This is a genomic window from Stenotrophomonas sp. 62841_Sma, assembly GCF_056482945.1.
Genome location: NZ_CM151224.1, coordinates 3,557,186 through 3,573,157 on the forward strand (window position 1 = coordinate 3,557,186; position 15,972 = coordinate 3,573,157).

General features: G+C 66.9%; 14 protein-coding genes and 1 riboswitch. Of the genes, 5 read left to right on the plus strand and 9 right to left on the minus strand.

What is annotated here, in order from left to right; all coding sequences use genetic code 11:
* Window positions 1-12 precede the first annotated feature (12 nt).
* Window positions 13-1,239 carry a multidrug effflux MFS transporter gene (locus ACZK5G_RS16800; protein WP_049421272.1) on the minus strand — a complete coding sequence of 409 codons (1,227 nt, stop codon included), beginning with the start codon at window positions 1,237-1,239 and terminating at the stop codon, window positions 13-15.
* 315 nt (window positions 1,240-1,554) lie between these two features.
* Window positions 1,555-1,657, plus strand: a riboswitch (glycine riboswitch).
* A gap of 62 nt (window positions 1,658-1,719) precedes the next feature.
* Between ACZK5G_RS16800 and gcvP the strand changes: the two genes are divergently transcribed.
* A complete protein-coding gene (gene gcvP / locus ACZK5G_RS16805; protein ID WP_478464133.1) occupies window positions 1,720-4,587 on the plus strand; it encodes an aminomethyl-transferring glycine dehydrogenase in 2,868 nt (955 codons plus the stop codon).
* 92 nt (window positions 4,588-4,679) lie between these two features.
* Here the strand turns inward: gcvP and ACZK5G_RS16810 are convergent, their stop codons facing one another.
* The 3 genes from ACZK5G_RS16810 to ACZK5G_RS16820 form a co-directional block, all read right to left on the minus strand.
* Window positions 4,680-5,090: a VOC family protein gene (locus ACZK5G_RS16810; protein WP_478464135.1), complete on the minus strand. Its 411-nt coding sequence runs from the start codon at window positions 5,088-5,090 to the stop codon at window positions 4,680-4,682.
* 103 nt (window positions 5,091-5,193) lie between these two features.
* Complete coding sequence (locus tag ACZK5G_RS16815; RefSeq protein ID WP_121504626.1) at window positions 5,194-6,561, minus strand: amino acid permease; 1,368 nt, start codon at window positions 6,559-6,561, stop codon at window positions 5,194-5,196.
* Between the two features lie 82 nt (window positions 6,562-6,643).
* Window positions 6,644-7,366 (minus strand): AraC family transcriptional regulator, encoded by a 723-nt coding sequence (locus ACZK5G_RS16820; RefSeq protein WP_032127825.1) that lies wholly within the window; start codon window positions 7,364-7,366, stop codon window positions 6,644-6,646.
* A gap of 107 nt (window positions 7,367-7,473) precedes the next feature.
* Here ACZK5G_RS16820 and ACZK5G_RS16825 point away from each other — a divergent pair, with 107 nt between their 5' ends.
* Window positions 7,474-7,863 carry a hypothetical protein gene (locus tag ACZK5G_RS16825; protein WP_329893309.1) on the plus strand — a complete coding sequence of 130 codons (390 nt, stop codon included), beginning with the start codon at window positions 7,474-7,476 and terminating at the stop codon, window positions 7,861-7,863.
* A gap of 9 nt (window positions 7,864-7,872) precedes the next feature.
* Here ACZK5G_RS16825 and ACZK5G_RS16830 read toward each other — a convergent pair whose 3' ends face one another.
* The gene (locus ACZK5G_RS16830) at window positions 7,873-8,574 is read right to left on the minus strand and encodes an alpha/beta fold hydrolase (protein WP_478466525.1); all 702 of its coding nucleotides are present in this window, start codon (window positions 8,572-8,574) and stop codon (window positions 7,873-7,875) included.
* A 132-nt stretch (window positions 8,575-8,706) separates the two neighbouring features.
* Here ACZK5G_RS16830 and ACZK5G_RS16835 point away from each other — a divergent pair, with 132 nt between their 5' ends.
* Window positions 8,707-8,994 carry a hypothetical protein gene (locus ACZK5G_RS16835; RefSeq protein ID WP_012511830.1) on the plus strand — a complete coding sequence of 96 codons (288 nt, stop codon included), beginning with the start codon at window positions 8,707-8,709 and terminating at the stop codon, window positions 8,992-8,994.
* Window positions 8,995-9,080: 86 nt separating this feature from the next.
* Here the strand turns inward: ACZK5G_RS16835 and ACZK5G_RS16840 are convergent, their stop codons facing one another.
* Complete coding sequence (locus ACZK5G_RS16840) at window positions 9,081-11,204, minus strand: methyl-accepting chemotaxis protein (protein ID WP_478464138.1); 2,124 nt, start codon at window positions 11,202-11,204, stop codon at window positions 9,081-9,083.
* A 235-nt stretch (window positions 11,205-11,439) separates the two neighbouring features.
* Between ACZK5G_RS16840 and ACZK5G_RS16845 the strand changes: the two genes are divergently transcribed.
* Together ACZK5G_RS16845 and ACZK5G_RS16850 are read left to right on the plus strand one after the other, a co-directional pair.
* Window positions 11,440-12,402, plus strand: a complete 963-nt coding sequence (locus ACZK5G_RS16845) for a L,D-transpeptidase family protein (protein WP_478464139.1) — start codon at window positions 11,440-11,442, stop codon at window positions 12,400-12,402.
* Window positions 12,403-12,406: 4 nt separating this feature from the next.
* Entirely contained in the window at window positions 12,407-13,081 is a 675-nt protein-coding gene (locus ACZK5G_RS16850; protein WP_478464141.1) for a M23 family metallopeptidase, read from the plus strand.
* On the opposite strand, the gene ACZK5G_RS16855 is transcribed toward ACZK5G_RS16850, so the two are convergent.
* The 3 genes from ACZK5G_RS16855 to ACZK5G_RS16865 all read right to left on the minus strand — a co-directional run bounded on the left by ACZK5G_RS16855 (window position 13,017) and on the right by ACZK5G_RS16865 (window position 15,933).
* A complete protein-coding gene (locus ACZK5G_RS16855) occupies window positions 13,017-13,685 on the minus strand; it encodes a hypothetical protein (RefSeq protein ID WP_478464143.1) in 669 nt (222 codons plus the stop codon). The two genes, ACZK5G_RS16850 and ACZK5G_RS16855, sit on opposite strands and share 65 nt — an antisense overlap.
* Before the next feature lie 117 nt (window positions 13,686-13,802).
* Window positions 13,803-15,095: an adenylosuccinate synthase gene (locus ACZK5G_RS16860; RefSeq protein WP_014038120.1), complete on the minus strand. Its 1,293-nt coding sequence runs from the start codon at window positions 15,093-15,095 to the stop codon at window positions 13,803-13,805.
* Window positions 15,096-15,747: 652 nt separating this feature from the next.
* On the minus strand, window positions 15,748-15,933 hold the full coding sequence (locus ACZK5G_RS16865) for a DUF2065 domain-containing protein (protein ID WP_005410640.1): 186 nt from the start codon (window positions 15,931-15,933) through the stop codon (window positions 15,748-15,750).
* Window positions 15,934-15,972: the final 39 nt, after the last annotated feature.

Genomic DNA, 15,972 nt, shown 5'->3' on the forward strand with positions numbered 1-15,972 from the left:
CCTGCACGCTGCTCAGTGACCCGTGCAGACTGCCTGCGCTGCACGTTCACGCTGGTGTTCCCAGTACCAGAACACGAAACCAGCACCGAAGAACGCAGCCTGGCCCAACGCCAGGTGCAGCGGGCTGGCGCTCAGCAGCGGCGATACCACGCCGGCCACCACGGTGCTGATCATCAGCTGCACGAAGGCCTGCAGCGACGAGGCCAGGCCGCGCTGGTGCGGGTACATGTCCAGCACCGCCAGCGCCAGGATCGGGAAGATCAACGCCATGCCCATGCCGCCCAGGAAGATCGGCAGCACCGCCCACGGCAGCACGAACTGCGGGGCCAGCGCCACGTAGCCGACGTTCAACAGCACCGACAGCGCGCACAGGCCGAAACCGATGGCGACCTGGCGGGTGGGCGTGGTGTGCCCGGCCATGCGCCCTGACAGGAACGAACCGGTGGTCATGCCGCCGATGGTGGGGATGAACAGCCAGGCGAAGCCGCCCTCGCCCAGATGCAGGTGCTGCATCACGAACACCGGCGCCGAGGAGATGTACAGGAAGATGCCACCGAAGCCGATGCTGCCGGCCAGCGCCAGGCGCAGGAAGCGCGGGTTGAAGCCGATGCGCAGGTAATCACGCATCAACGTGCGCGGCGACAACGGCACGCGCGCTTCAACCGGATGGGTCTCCGGCAGGTAGCGTGCAGTGGCCGCCAGCAGGACCAGCCCGAACACCACCAGGAACCAGAAGATCAGCGGCCAGCCGGCACCACTGAGCAGGATCCAGCCACCGATGATCGGTGCGATGGCCGGGGCGATGCCGAACAGCATCGACACCTGGCTCATCAGGCGCTGCGCGTCATGGCCGTGGTACAGGTCGCGGATCACCGCTCGGCCGACGATCATGCCGACACCCGCCGACAGGCCCTGCAGCGCGCGGAACGCCAGCAGCGTGGTCAGGTCGGTGGACAGCGCGCAGCCGACCGAGGCGCCGACGAACACCACCAGGCCACCGAGGATCACCCACTTGCGGCCCCAGGCATCGGACAGCGGGCCGTGCGCCAGGCTCATCAGGCCGTAGAACAGCAGGTACACGCTGATGGTCTGCTGCACCGCCACTTCGTCCACCGCCAGGCGCTGGGCCAGCTGCGGGAACGCCGGGAAGATGGTGTCGATCGAGAACGGACCGAACATGGCCAGACCGGCGAGCAGCAGGGCCATGCGGCGGGTGGAGGGAGCAACAGCGGCGGTCATGGGGAAGGCGTCCGGCAGGGCCATGCGCGGCACGCACGGCGGGCGCCGGTCCCCTTCTGCAGGGACGGCGCCAGATGAATTCGGGTATCCGCCCATCATAGGTGGGGATTGCGCCCGATGCCATGCAGCGGTGCACAAAACGCACGGCCGGGCCATCGGCCATTCAGGCGCGGCGGCCATGCCTGGAGGCGGCCATGCCTGGAGGCGGCCGGCGGGCCCGCAACGGGCTATAATCAGCGGGCAACACGGTGGGAGAAGCGGAACACCGCTGCCGAAGGCGCAACGCCCGTAATCGCTCAGGCCCGATACCACCCGTAACAGAACTCTGGAGAGACCGGTTCGATCCGGCGCCGAAGGGGCACGAAGCTGCGGTCCGCCGCGCTTTTAAACTCTCAGGCAAAAGGACAGAGGGGCGCCCCGCAGACCGCCGACCGGCGGCTTGTGCCCGTGCGTGTGCCCTTTCCTGACGGATCCTTCGCCATGTCCCAGAACACCCCTTCCCTGCGTGAGCTCGAGCACCACAATGCGTTCGTCGAGCGCCACATCGGCCCCAACGACGCCGAGATCGCGCAGATGCTCGATGTCGTCGGCCACGCGTCGCTGGATGGCATGACCGATGCCATCGTACCGGCCAAGATCAAGTCGCCGGTGCCGCTGGCACTGCCGGAATCGATGACCGAAGTGCAGGCACTGGCGAAGATCCGTGCGATCGCCGACAAGAACACCGTGCTGCGCAGCTTCATCGGCCAGGGCTACTACGGTACCCACACGCCGAACGTGATCCTGCGCAACATCCTGGAAAACCCGGCCTGGTACACCGCCTACACCCCGTACCAGGCGGAAATCTCGCAGGGCCGCATGGAAGCGCTGATCAACTTCCAGACCCTGTGCGCCGACCTCACCGGCATGGAAATCGCCAACGCCTCGCTGCTGGACGAAGCCACCGCCGCTGCTGAAGCGATGACCCTGGCCAAGCGTTCGGCCAAGTCGAAGTCGGACACCTTCTTCGTGCACGACGCCGTGCACCCGCAGACCCTGGAGCTGCTGCGCACCCGCGCCGAGCCCATGGGCATCGTGCTGCGCGTCGGCACTCCGGCCGAAGCGCTGGAAGCGGAAGCCTTCGGCCTGCTGCTGCAGTATCCGGATACCTTCGGCCAGGTCGGCGACTACAAGGCGCTGGTCGATGCCGTGCACGCGCGCGGCGGCCTGGTGGCCGTGGCCACCGACCTGCTGGCCCTGACCCTGCTGACCGCTCCGGGCGAATGGGGCGCGGACATCGTGGTCGGCAACAGCCAGCGTTTCGGCGTGCCGTTCGGCTTCGGTGGCCCGCACGCCGCCTTCATGGCCTGCCGTGATGCCTACAAGCGCTCGATGCCGGGCCGCCTGATCGGCGTCTCGATCGACGCGCAGGGCAACCCGGCCTACCGCCTGACCCTGCAGACCCGCGAGCAGCACATCCGCCGCGAGAAGGCCACGTCCAACATCTGCACCGCACAGGTGCTGCTGGCAGTGATGGCCTCGATGTACGCCGTTTACCACGGCCCGGACGGCCTGACCCGCATCGCCCGCCGCACCCATCGCCTGGCCTCGATCCTGGCCGCCGCGCTGCGCAACGCCGGCGTGCAGGTCGGTGGTGACTTCTTCGACACCCTGCATGTCACCGGCGTGCATGCCGATGAGATCCACGCCAAGGCACGCGCCGCCGGTTACAACCTGCGCGCGATCGACAGCGACTCGGTCGGCATCAGCCTGGACGAGACCACTACCCGCGCCGACATCGTCGCCGTGGCTGCCGTGTTCGGTGCCTCGCTGGACGTCGACGCACTGGATGCCAGCACTGCCGATGCGCTGCCGGCCGGCCTGCTGCGCCAGTCCGCGTTCCTGACCCACCCGGTGTTCAACACCCACCATAGCGAGCACGAGCTGCTGCGCTACCTGCGTTCGCTGGCCGACAAGGACCTGGCAATGGACCGCACGATGATCCCGCTGGGCTCGTGCACCATGAAGCTCAACGCCACCGCCGAGATGATTCCGGTGACCTGGCCGGAGTTCTCGCAGATCCACCCGCTGGTGCCGGCCGACCAGGCGCTGGGCTACAAGGAACTGATCGACACGCTGGAAGCGATGCTGGTGGAATGCACCGGCTACGACGCGGTCAGCCTGCAGCCGAACTCCGGCGCGCAGGGCGAGTACGCCGGCCTGCTGGCGATCCGCGCCTACCACCGCTCGCGCGGTGAGGAACATCGCGATATCTGCCTGATTCCGGACTCGGCGCACGGCACCAACCCGGCCTCGGCACAGATGTGCGGCATGAAGGTGGTGGTGACCAAGACCGATGCCAACGGCAACGTCGACGTCGAGGACATCCGCCTCAACGCCGAGAAGTACAGCGACCGCCTGGCCGCGATCATGATGACCTACCCGTCCACGCACGGCGTGTTCGAGGAAGAGGTGGTGGAGATCTGCGAGATCATCCACAAGCACGGCGGCCAGGTGTACACCGACGGTGCCAACATGAACGCCCTGGTCGGCGTGGCCAAGCCGGGCAAGTGGGGTTCGGATGTTTCGCACCTGAACCTGCACAAGACCTTCTGCATCCCGCACGGTGGTGGCGGCCCGGGCGTCGGCCCGTGCGCGGTCAAGGAGCACCTGGCCCCGTTCCTGCCGGGCAAGCTGGGTGACAACGGCCCGGTCGGCATGGTCAGCGCGGCCAGCTTCGGCAGCGCCTCGATCCTGCCGATCAGCTGGATGTACATCGCGATGATGGGCCGCGACGGCCTGCGCAAGGCCACCCAGGTCGCGCAGCTCAACGCCAACTACATCGCCAAGCGCCTGGCCCCGCACTTCAAGACCCTGTACACCGGCCGCAACGGCCTGGTGGCACACGAGTGCATCCTGGACGTGCGCCCGCTGGAGAAGACCAGCGGCATCGGCGCCGAGGACGTGGCCAAGCGCCTGATCGACTTCGGCTTCCACGCCCCGACCCTGAGCTTCCCGGTGGCCGGCACGCTGATGGTGGAGCCGACCGAGAGCGAATCGCTGCATGAGCTGGATCGCTTCATCGACGCGATGATCCAGATCCGCGAAGAGATCACCGCAATCGAAGACGGCCGCCTGGACCGCGAGGACAACCCGCTGAAGAACGCGCCGCATACCGCGACCGCGGTGACCGCCAGCGAGTGGACCCACGCCTACCCGCGTGAACTGGCTGCGTTCCCGCTGCCGAGCCTGAAGCTGCAGAAGTACTGGCCGCCGGTGGCACGCGTGGACAACGTGTACGGCGACAAGAACGTGATGTGCGCCTGCATCCCGGTCGATGCCTACAAGGATGATGAAGTCGAGGCGTGATTCCTCGCTGCATCGGTAAAGAAAACGGCCCGCGCAAGCGGGCCGTTTTCATAAGCGCGTATGGACCAAGGTCCACACCCACAAACATCCGATCACGGATCCGGCATCTGCCCCAGGCTCAACTGCCACGACACGCCGAAGCGGTCCTGCACCCAGCCGTAGCGGTTGCTGAAGTCATAGTCGCCTACCGGCATCAACCAATGGCCGCCCTCACCCAGCACGCGTGCGGCACGCTCGAACTGCTCGGCGCCGGAGCACTCCACGAACAGCGAGATCGACGGTGAGAAGGTGAAATCGTGCACGTCCAGGCTGTCGAAGCACAGGTAGTGGGTTCCACCGAGCAGGAAGATGGCCTGGCGGACCTGCCCGCGCACGCCGGCACCGGCGCCGTCCGGATGGCGCTGCATTGCCAGCAGGCGGAAATCGGCGAAGGCCTCGGCATACAGAGCCAGGGCCGCTTCGGCCTGGCCGGTGAACATCAGGAAGGGGCGGCTGCGCAGCATGCGGTACTCCTGGTCGACGGGCCGCGAACGGCCCACACGATCAGGATGGCACGGCGGATGTGCAGCCCCCGTGGTAGTGCCGGCCGCTGGCCGGCAGCTTCAGTCACGCCTCGCGCATGCGCCGGGCGATGGCGCTGCTGGCGGCGATCGTGGCAGTCAGTGCCACCATCGACAGGAACTGCAGGCGGGTGTGCGACTCGCTCAGCAGCAGGCCGAAGATCAGTGCCAGGATCGCCAGCGCACAGACGGTCAGCCACGGGAAGCCGGCCATGCGGAACGGCAGGCGGGTACCCAGGCGATCCGCGCGGCGGCGCAGCACCAGCTGCGACACCAGCGACAGCGTCCACACCAGCAGGCAGGTGGAACCGACGATGTTCAGCAGCACCGGCAGCACCCGGTCCGGGAACAGCAGCTCCATCACCGTGGCGGCGAAACCGAACAGCACGCTGGCCAGCACGGCGATCACCGGCACCTGGCGCGGATCGGTCCAGCCCAACACGGCCGGCGCTTCGCGGCGCTGCGCCAGCGAATACATCATGCGCGAGGCACCGTAGAGGTTGGCATTGAGCGCCGACAGCAGCGCGATCACGGCGATCAGGGTGATGGCTGTACCCGCGCCCGGGATTCGGGCGATATCCAGCACGGCGGCGAACGGCGACTTCAGTGCCTCGCTGGTCCATGGCACCACAGCGATGATCACGCTCAGCGAGCCGATGTAGAACACCAGGATGCGCCAGGCCACGGTGCGGATGGCACGAGCAATGCTGCGCTCGGGATCTTCGGTTTCGGCCGCCGCCACGGCTACGATCTCGGTACCGCCAAAGGCAAAAACGACAACCAGCAGCGCCGCACCGATTCCGGCCAGGCCCTTCGGTGCGAAGCCGCCGTGTTCGGTGAAGTTGCTCAGGCCCGGCGAGGTCACCTGCGGCAGCCAGCCCATCAGCAGCGCCACACCGATGGCGATGAAGGCCAGGATCGCCGCCACCTTGAGGATGGCGAACCAGAATTCGAACTCGCCGAAGTTCTTCACCCCGAGCAGATTGATCGCGGTGAAGAACAGCATGAAGGCCAGCGCCGCCATCGGTACCGGTATCGCCGGCCAGACCGTGGCAAGAAGCCCGGCCGCGCCTACCGCCTCGGCGGCGATCACGATCACCAGCTGCACCCACCACAGCCAGCCCACGGTGGCGCCGGCGGTGGCTCCCATGGCATCAGCGGCATAGACCGAGAACGCGCCACTGGTCGGCTTGGCCGCCGCCATCTCGCCCAGTGCGTTCATCACGATGATCACCAGCGCACCAGCGACCAGATACGACACCAGCACTGCCGGGCCGGCCGCCTGTACACCCACGCCCGAGCCGAGGAAGAGGCCGGCGCCGATGGCGCTGCCCAGACCCATCATGATCAGCTGGCGGGGCTTGAGCGAATGTCCGAGGCGGGACGGCGAAGCGGTCGGAATCGAGTTGGGCATCGGCGGGGCTGGCGGCGGGCTACAGGGGCGACACCTTACCCTGTCCCGTGCCCACGGGGATAGGCACAGCGCAGCAGGCGGCTCAGGCCAGCGCCGGCTCGCCGACGTTGCCACCAATACGGGCGCGGTAGGCGCGCGGCGAGAAACCGGTTTCAGCCTTGAACTTGCGGGTAAAGGCGCTCTGGTCGCTGAAACCGCAGGCCTGGCCGATGCAGGCGATGCTGTCGTCGCCGTGCAGCAGGTGCATGGCCATCTGGATCCGCAGCCGGGTCAGCACCTGCTGCGGGGTCATCTGGAACACCTTGCGGAAGCTGCGCTCCAGCTTGGACAGCGAGAAACCGGTGATATCCAGCAGGGTCTGCATGCGCACGTTCTCGGCGTAGTGCGCATTGAGGTGGGCCAGAGCCAGCCGTAACTGCTCGTACTGGGTGCCCAGGCTGTCCTTCTGGCCAAGGTCGCGGGATATGCCGATCAGGCCCTCGATGGCCCCATCGACCACCAGCGGGCGCTTGCAGGTCAGGCACCAGCCCGGTTCGCGGTTGGCGAACAGGTGCAGCTCCATCAGGTTCTCGATCACCTCACCGGACAGCACGCGGGCGTCCTGGTCGACGTAGTCCGCACTGAGGCCGGTCGGGTAGATCTCGGCCGCAGTACGCCCGATCACGTCCTTGCGCGCACGCAGACCCAGCCGCCGCAGCATGGTCTGGTTGACGTGGGTGTAACGCCCCTGAAGGTCCTTGATGAAGAACAGCACATCCGGGATGGCGTCGAACAGGGCTTCGATGTCGGCGGGCTCGACTCGCATGGGGCAAGCATAGCCGAGGCGCCCTTGCCGGTGCGATCACCCTTGCGGGACTTGCGCTTAACGCCGCCAGGCCCACCGTGGGGCCAGCCCCCACCGGAGAACCGGCCATGCCCCGCGGTGACAAGTCCGCCTATACCGAAAAGCAGAAGCGCCAGGCCGAGCACATCGAAGAGAGCGAGCGCGAGCGCGGTGCCAGCGAAAGCACCGCAGAGCGCATCGCCTGGGCCACTGTGAACAAGCAGGATGGCGGTGGCAAGCGCAGCGGCAGTGGGCGCAAGGTGGCGAAGAAGGCCGCTACGAAGAAGGCAGCAGCGAAGAAGGCCCCGGCCCGCAAGGCGGCCACGAGGAAGGCAGCAAAGAAGACGACGGCCAAGAAGGCCAGCACCACCGCCTCACGCAGCGCTGCCGCAAAGAAGGCGGCGAAGACCCGTGCGGCGAAGAAGACCGTGCGCAAGGTGGCGGCGAAGAAAGCAGCACGTACCCGCGCGCGCGGCTGAGCCCTTCAATCAGGGCGACAGCGTCCTCATCCACGCGGCAACTTCGGCTGCAGCTGCATCAGCGCGCGCCTGCAGCAGCAGATGTGGCCCCTGCAACGACACATGGCGGGCATCGGGCAACAAGGCCTGCAGCTCGGCCACGCTGGGCGGCCACAGCAGGCGGTCCTGCTGGGCATGCAGGCAAAGCGTCGGCAACACGAGTTCCGGCAGCAGTGCACGAACGTCCACCTGCAGCGTCGCCGCAGCACGCTGGCGCAGGGTTGCAGCCGGCACCTGCGCGATTGCGAGGCGCAGCTCATGCAGGTTCGCGCGCGTCCGCCATTGCCCCAGCAACAACCGGGCCATCAATGCGAGTGGCGGCAAGGGCCACGCTGGAGCCAGTATCTGTGCGCTCGCCGCAGGCAGCGGTACCGGCCGCCGTGCGAAGGTCGTACTCAGTACCAACCCATGCAATCCAGGCTGCCCGGCCACCGCCAGTTCGATGGCCAGTGGCCCGGCGAACGATTCGGCCAACAGCACAAAGGGAGATGCAGGAAGCCGCGGGCGCAGAGTCGACGCCAACGTGGTGTAGTCCTGTGGCCCCTGCGCGGGCATCGGCAGTACCTGCATCTGCATGCCCCGCGCCTGCATCGCCTCTACGAAGTGCGCCGACAGCAGGCCGGTGCCATCCAGGCCTGGCAGCATCACGACCGGCAGCATCACTGCATTCATCACGTTGATCACCCATCAAGTTTCTTCGCACGGCTCCCCGCCTGCAGCTTCACTCATTGGCTCGGCCCAAGGAAGTGCACGGCGGCGCACGCGGCGCTACGCTGGTAGTCCAGACGGAACGGAGAAGGCGGCATGCGCAAGTCACGCTGGCTCAGCTGGACCGGCCTAGCCGTATGCGCACTCTATCTCGCGTTGACCACTTGGCTGGTGCTCGATGCCCAGGCCAACAGCGACCCCAAGAGCGCCTACATCCTCATGCAGCTGCCGGTGATGCTGCAGACCGCAGCACTCAACGTCATCGGCATGGGTGGGTGGCTATCCGGAAAGACCTGGACGACCGTCTACCTGCTGGTGATGCCCCCTACCCTGGTCGTGCTGTATGCGGTGGGGGCCATGCTCGGCAGTGTTCTTGAACAATGATGGCGGTGTGTCGGCCTGTCTGAGCAGGCAATGGGAATACGGCCGCTCAGGGCGGCCGTATTCCTGTCACGGGTTCAGCAGTCTGCTCAGGCTGCGCGACGCGTCACGGCGGAAGCTGCTGCGCCTTCCACCTTGAACACCGACACCGACGTGGTCAGTGCATGCGCCTGTTCTTCCAGCGCGCGACTGGCAGCGGTGGCTTCTTCCACCAGCGCAGCGTTCTGCTGGGTCACCTGGTCCATCTGCACCACCACCTGGTTGACCTGCTCAATGCCGGCGGCCTGTTCCTTGCTGGCCGCTGCGATGTCGCTCATCAGCTGGGTGGTGCGCGAACTTGCCTGTGCCACGCGCGCGATCGCGGCTTCCGATTCAACGGTCACTGCCAGGCCGCTCTTCACCTTCGCAGCGGCGTCTTCGATCAGCTCCTTGATCTCCTTGGCGGCGACACCGGCACGCTGCGCGAGCGTGCGCACTTCGCTGGCAACCACGGCGAATCCACGGCCCTGCTCGCCTGCACGCGCGGCTTCCACTGCAGCATTCAGCGCCAGGATGTTGGTCTGGAACGCGATGCCGTCGATCACCGTGGAGATTTCCGAGATGCGTGCCGAGGACTGGTCGATCTCGCCCATCACCGATGCCATCTGTGCCATCGCCTGCTCGGTCTCGCGTACGGCGGCACCCGCGGCATGCGCTTCACTGTCGGCCTGACGCGCCAGCTCGGCGTTCTGGCGCACGGTGGAGGTCAGTTCCTCCATTGATGCGGCCGCTTCTTCCAGATTGGCTGCCTGCTGCTCGGTACGGCGCGACAGGTCGTTGTTGCCGGCGGCCAGTTCCTGCGCCGCGTTGTTGATGCTGTCGGCAGCCACCTGGATGCCACGCACGATGCCGGTCAGCTGTGCGGTGGTGGTGTTGGCGTCGTCACGCATGCGTGCGAACACGCCGTCGTACTCGCCATCCATGCGTGCGGTCAGGTCGCCGTGCGAGATCGCACGCAGCACGTCGGAGACATCGGCGATGCTGGCCTGCGAACTGGCCATCATGCCGTTGAGGTGTTCGACCATCGCCTTGAACTGGTACTGGAACGCAGCGGCATCACCACGCATGCTGAAATCACCGGCGCGTGCGGCGCGGGCCAGTTCATCGATCTGCGCGTTGATCGCCATCAGGCTCTGCTTCACCGCGGCCAACGTACGGGTCAGCGTGCCCTTCTCGCCCGGGTAGTCGGGCAGGTCGCGGCTGAGGTCGCCGATGGCGTAGCGCTGCATCACTTCGGCCATCAGCAGCTCCACCTGCACGTGCGATTCGACCAGGCTGTTGGTGGCCTGCACCATGCGGCCGAAGTCACCGGGGAAGGCGCTGGCGTCCATGCGATAGCGGATCGCGCCCGCCTCATGCTGCTCAGCCATCTGCAGCTGTGCGCCGATCGCCGCCTGCACGCTCTGCCGCACGCTGGCCATCGCCTCGCCCAGCTGGGTCAGTTCGTCACGGCCGCCAAGGCGGAACTCCTGGTCCAATTGTCCCTTGGACAGGCGCTCGGCCAGGTTCACCGCGCGGGCCAGCGGACCGGTCAGGCTGCGGCCGATCATCACCGAGGCACCGATGCCCACCAGCAGCGCGACGCCGCCCAGCACCAGCAGCTGCAGCAGGCTGCGCTCACCCAGGCGGATCGCCTCGGCGGCGGCATCACGGCTTTCCTTCTCTTCGAAGTCCACGCCATCGGACAGCGCCTTGTTCCAGCCGTTTGCCGCTTCCTGCACCGGGCCCAGGGTCAGCGCTACGGCGCCCGGGTAGTCGCCCTGCTCCATCAGTTCGCTGGTCTGCTTGTTGAGCGGGCGCGCAATGGCACGCTTGGCGGCGATGGTTTCAGCGATGGCCTTGCCGTCGGCGTCGCTGGGCAGCGCCTGATAGGCGGTCCAGCTGGCCTCGTAGCGCTTCACCAGATCGGCGATGCGCTGCTCGTCGTGGCCACGGTCGTCGCCCTGGCGGATCAGCATCTCGCGGCGCACCACCATCATCTGGTTGTTGGCATCGAGCATCTGCGACAGCAGGCGCACCTTGGCCACGCTGACGTCGACCACCTGCTGCATCGCGCGCTTCTGCACGACACTGGCGGTGGCGCCGGTGGCCACCACGGCGGCAACCAGCAGCAGCAACAGGCCAAAGCCCAGCCCAAGACGCCAGGCAACCCTGACGTTCCTCAAGTAGTTCATGGGGGTATCCAAAACGGGGGGATGCGCCCTTATCGGCGGCCCGGCAGGCAATCTTGATCGCCATCCGTCGACGGCGTCGGCCACCGTTCACCTTGGTGAGCCCCCGGCGCAGCAGCACCTGCGCGCTGGACACAGCTGCAATACCCATGGCTGCTCATGCGGGCATCAGATCCCTTTCACGGTGGCTCGGCGGCGGCTGCGGGCAAGGTGGTGGCGTGACCTGCTGGAGATCCCAATGCCCTTGCCCGTGTCCCGATCCACCCTGCTCGCTCTCTCGCTGCTGGCGTCGCCAGCCTTCGCGCAGGCGACGCCGCCCGAACTACCTGCCCCCATTGCCGAGAAAGCCGGGCCGGATGTGGCACCCCACTCCGCCCTGCACGCCCAGGTGCTGCTGGATCGCGCGAATTTCTCCCCTGGCCAGATCGATGGCGAAGTGGGCAGCAACCAGCGACGCGCGGTGTCGGGTTTCCAGGCAGCGCATGGGCTGGACGTAACGGGTGAACTGGACGACACCACCTGGAAGGCCCTGCAGGCCGATACCGTTGGGCCGTTGGCCAGCTACACGCTGACTGCTGAGGATGTCGCCGGTCCGTTCCAGGCCACTCCGAAAGGGCCCGCCGCCCAGGCCAAGCTCACATCGCTGGGCTACGGCAGTGTGGAAGAAGCCCTCGGCGAGCGCTTCCATGCCTCCCCTGAGCTGATGAAAGTGCTCAATCCCGGCGTGGACCTGACCAAGGCTGGCAGCCGCATCCAGGTACCCAACATCGCACTGGCCGCATTGCCGAAGGCGGCGAAGATCGTGGTCGACAAATCCGATTCCACGCTGCAGCTGCTGGATGCGCAGGGCAAGGTGATCGCACAGGTGCCGGTGTCGTCGGGCAGCCAGCACGACCCGTTACCGATCGGCGAATGGAAGATCCTGGGCGTTTACCGCGACCCGCCGTTCCACTACAACCCGAAACTGTTCTGGGATGCCCGCAAGGGCGAAAAGAAGGCCACCCTGCCACCGGGCCCGAACAATCCGGTCGGGCGGGTCTGGATCGATCTGTCCAAGCCGCATTACGGCCTGCATGGCACGCCCGAACCCGGCCATGTGGGCAAGACCGAATCGCATGGCTGCGTGCGCATGACCAACTGGGATGCGCTGCGCGTGGCCGATGCCGTGGATACCTCGGTACCCGTGGTGATGCAGGAGTGAGCCGATGCGCCTTTCGCAACTGATCGTGCTGGGCGTTCTGCTGGGGCTGGGTGCAGGCTGGTGGCTGCACCGCGATGCAGGTGATCCGGTACCCGCCCCGCTGCCTCAAGCGCAATCGGCACTGGCAGCGGCGCCGGCGAAGGAATCTGTAGCGACACCCGCAACAGCCCCACCCGCCAACACCGCGCCGTCGGCCGCGCAGACTGCGGATGCACCGTCCGGTCTGCTGCTGCCGGTGCAGGGTATCCATGCGTCCCAGCTGCGCGATACCTTCACCGATGCACGCAGCGAGGGCCGCGTACACGATGCCATCGACATCATGGCCGATACCGGTACGCCGGTGCTGGCGGTGGCCGATGGAACGGTTGAAAAACTGTTCGACAGCGAGCGCGGCGGCTTGACGATTTACCAGTTCGAGCCCAGCGGGCGCTGGTGCTACTACTACGCGCATCTGCAGCGCTACGCCGATGGCCTGGCGGAGAAGCAGGTGATCAAGCGCGGAGAGGTGATCGGTTACGTGGGCAGCACCGGTAACGCCAGCGCCGAGGCCCCGCACCTGCACTTCGAGGTGCACCTGCTGGGCCCGGAAAAACAGTGGTGGAAGGGAGAGTCGATCAATCCGTATCCGCTGTTGAAACAGGCGGCTTCGACGCCTGACGCTGCCAGCGCCGCAAGGTGATGGTGAATGCCACCAGGGCAGCGCCCGGAATCAGCAGGAACAACGCCGCCACCTTCCAGAAGAAGAACGGCCACAGCCACGCGTAGTCCAGGTCGGTCAGCTTCAGTACGTCCATCGGTGGCAGCAGTTCCACCGAGGCCACGCGCCCCGCCAGCGCGGGCTCGACCTCCAGAACGGTCACCCGCAGCCACGAACGCCCGCGCGGCAGCGCATCCCCCCGGCCATAACCGAAGTACGAGGCGGCAAATCCAGCAGGCACAACCGATTCCAGCGCGCGGGTGATGCCGGAACCCGGCACGCCCGAACGCGTTTCGGCGCGGAAGTCGGTCTGATCTGTCGGGGTTTCCACGCGCAGGCGCACCTCAGGATCGATCGCCGTGGAAGTACCGTCATCCGCGTAACGCAGGCGCAGCCGCAATTGGTCATCGATGAAGCGGTAGACCGTGACCTCGGCCGTCGCACCCGGGCTCAGCACCACAGGCAGCACCTGCGTGCGTGAGGCCATGTGGTTGGCGATCGCGCCCAGCACCAGCACCGCGCAGGCAAGCGCCCACAGGCTCCACAGCACCCACAGGGTGATCCGCACCACCGTTACACCCTTCACGCTGACATCCAGGTCATCACGTCATTTCCCTGCTGGCCGTGCCGACACAGTAACGAAAAAGCCCCGCTTTCGCGGGGCTCTTCCTGTCACCTACGCCGGGCAGCGCCCGGCGCTACCTCAGGCGAACGGATCCTGCAGGACCATGGTGTGGTCGCGGTCCGGGCCGGTGGAGACGATGCTGATCGGGCAACCGGCCAGCTCTTCCAGCGAACGCAGGTAGGCACGTGCGGCCGGCGGCAGGTCGTCCCAGTTGGTGATGCCGTGGGTGTTCTCGCTCCAGCCCGGGAACTCCAGGTACACCGGGGTGCAGTCTTCCCAGCCCTGCGCGTCCAGCGGCGCGTACTCGGTGCGCTTGCCGTTGTATTCGTAGGCGATGCAGACCTTCAGCTTTTCCATGCCATCCAGCACGTCCAGCTTGGTGATGCACAGGCCGCTGATGCCGTTGATGGCCACGGCGCGCTTCAGCGCGACGATGTCCATCCAGCCGCAGCGACGCGGACGGCCGGTCGAGGCACCGTACTCGGCGCCGCGGTCACGGATGCCCTGGCCGACTTCGTCGTCCAGTTCGGTCGGGAACGGGCCGCCGCCGACGCGGGTGGCGTAGGCCTTGGCGATGCCCAGCACGTAGTCGATCGAATCGGCGCCGACGCCGGAACCGGCCAGTGCACCACCGACGGTGGTGTTGGAGCTGGTGACGTACGGGTAGGTGCCGTGGTCGATGTCCAGCAGCGCACCCTGCGCGCCTTCGAACAGCACGCGCTTACCCTGCTTGCGCAGGTCGTGCAGGATGCCGGCCACGTCGGACTTCATCGGCTGCACGTATTCGCCGAAGGCCAGCGCTTCGTCGAAGGTCTTCTGGAAATCGACCGCATCGGTGTTCAGATACTTGGTCAGCACGAAGTTGTGGTAATCCAGCGCGGTGCGCAGCAGTTCTTCCAGCTGCTTCGGGTAATGCAGGTCGGCGATGCGGATGCCGCGACGCGCCACCTTGTCTTCGTAGGCCGGGCCGATGCCACGGCCGGTGGTGCCGATCGCCTTGCCGCCGGCAGCGCGCTCGCGCGCCTGGTCCAGGGCGATGTGGTACGGCATGATCAGCGGCGCGGCCGGGGAGATCTTCAGGCGCGAACGCACTTCCACGCCGGAGGCTTCCAGCTCGGCGATTTCCTTCTGCAGCGCGGCCGGCGAGATCACCACGCCGTTGCCGATCAGGCACAGCGCATCGTCACGCAGGATGCCCGACGGGATCAGGTGCAGGACGGTCTTCTTACCGTTGATGACCAGGGTGTGGCCGGCGTTGTGGCCGCCCTGGAAGCGCACGACGGCGCCGATTTCCTCAGTGAGCAGATCGACGATCTTGCCCTTGCCTTCATCGCCCCACTGGGCACCCAACACTACGACAGACTGACCCATGACGGGCTCCTCATATGTTGCGGCCATCGGGGCCGCGGACGGTTGAACCGTGGCGGGGCTGGCCAGCACCTGGAGGGCGGCTCCAAACGGGGAGCAGCCGGCGATGGAAGGCCCAGACACGGAAAAAGCCGAACGGGGAGGCCCGTCCGGCTTTTGTGCATTATCCGGGTTTCCGGGGTCGGGTGCCACCTTTCCGACGGACGGCTTCACCGGCCGGTCAGCCGCCCCGCCCGGTAGTGCCGGCCGCTGGCCGGCAATGCCAACCAAGGTTGGCATCTACCAGAGCCGGGCCACGCATGCACCGGCCGGTCAGGCGCTTCCCGGTAGTGCCGGCCGCTGGCCGGCAATGCCAACCAAGGTTGGCATCTACCAGAGCTGGGCCACGCATGTGCCGGTCGGTCAGGCGCCTCCCGGTAGTGCCGGCCGCTGGCCGGCAATGCCAACCAAGGTTGGCAGCTACCAGAGCCGGGCCACGCATGTACCGGCCGGTCAGGCACCTCCCGGTAGTGCCGGCCGCTGGCCGGCAATGCCAACCAAGGTTGGCATCTACCAGAGCCGGGTCACGCATGTACCGGCCGGTCAGGCGCCTCCCGGTAGTGCCGGCCGCTGGCCGGCAATCCCAGGTTGCCGGCCAGCGGCCGGCACTACCCTTTCAATGCCGCGCCCACCACAGCAGGCTCAGGCCGGCCAGCAGCACCAGCCCGCCGAAGCTGCGCAGGGCCGGGCTGGGCAGGTCCAGCAGGCGCTCGGCCATGCGCTTCCAGGCGAACGGGGCGACGAACAGGAACAGGCCTTCCAGCACCGCCACCAGGCAGACGGCGGCGAACAGATCTTTCATGGGGGACTCCGGAAAAAGCACGGGGCCCGGCATCTGGCC

Bases quoted from the DNA above. Each gene is read 5' to 3' on its own strand.
- gcvP (WP_478464133.1), top strand. From the start codon at position 1,720: ATGTCCCAGAACACCCCTTCCCTGCGTGAGCTCGAGCACCACAATGCG.
- ACZK5G_RS16815 (WP_121504626.1), bottom strand. From the start codon at position 6,561: ATGCCCAACTCGATTCCGACCGCTTCGCCGTCCCGCCTCGGACATTCG.
- ACZK5G_RS16825 (WP_329893309.1), top strand. From the start codon at position 7,474: ATGCCCCGCGGTGACAAGTCCGCCTATACCGAAAAGCAGAAGCGCCAG.
- ACZK5G_RS16860 (WP_014038120.1), bottom strand. From the start codon at position 15,095: ATGGGTCAGTCTGTCGTAGTGTTGGGTGCCCAGTGGGGCGATGAAGGC.
- ACZK5G_RS16850 (WP_478464141.1), top strand. From the start codon at position 12,407: ATGCGCCTTTCGCAACTGATCGTGCTGGGCGTTCTGCTGGGGCTGGGT.
- ACZK5G_RS16830 (WP_478466525.1), bottom strand. From the start codon at position 8,574: ATGAATGCAGTGATGCTGCCGGTCGTGATGCTGCCAGGCCTGGATGGC.
- ACZK5G_RS16820 (WP_032127825.1), bottom strand. From the start codon at position 7,366: ATGCGAGTCGAGCCCGCCGACATCGAAGCCCTGTTCGACGCCATCCCG.
- ACZK5G_RS16835 (WP_012511830.1), top strand. From the start codon at position 8,707: ATGCGCAAGTCACGCTGGCTCAGCTGGACCGGCCTAGCCGTATGCGCA.
- ACZK5G_RS16865 (WP_005410640.1), bottom strand. From the start codon at position 15,933: ATGAAAGATCTGTTCGCCGCCGTCTGCCTGGTGGCGGTGCTGGAAGGC.
- ACZK5G_RS16810 (WP_478464135.1), bottom strand. From the start codon at position 5,090: ATGCTGCGCAGCCGCCCCTTCCTGATGTTCACCGGCCAGGCCGAAGCG.
- ACZK5G_RS16800 (WP_049421272.1), bottom strand. From the start codon at position 1,239: ATGACCGCCGCTGTTGCTCCCTCCACCCGCCGCATGGCCCTGCTGCTC.
- ACZK5G_RS16845 (WP_478464139.1), top strand. From the start codon at position 11,440: ATGCCCTTGCCCGTGTCCCGATCCACCCTGCTCGCTCTCTCGCTGCTG.
- ACZK5G_RS16840 (WP_478464138.1), bottom strand. From the start codon at position 11,204: ATGAACTACTTGAGGAACGTCAGGGTTGCCTGGCGTCTTGGGCTGGGC.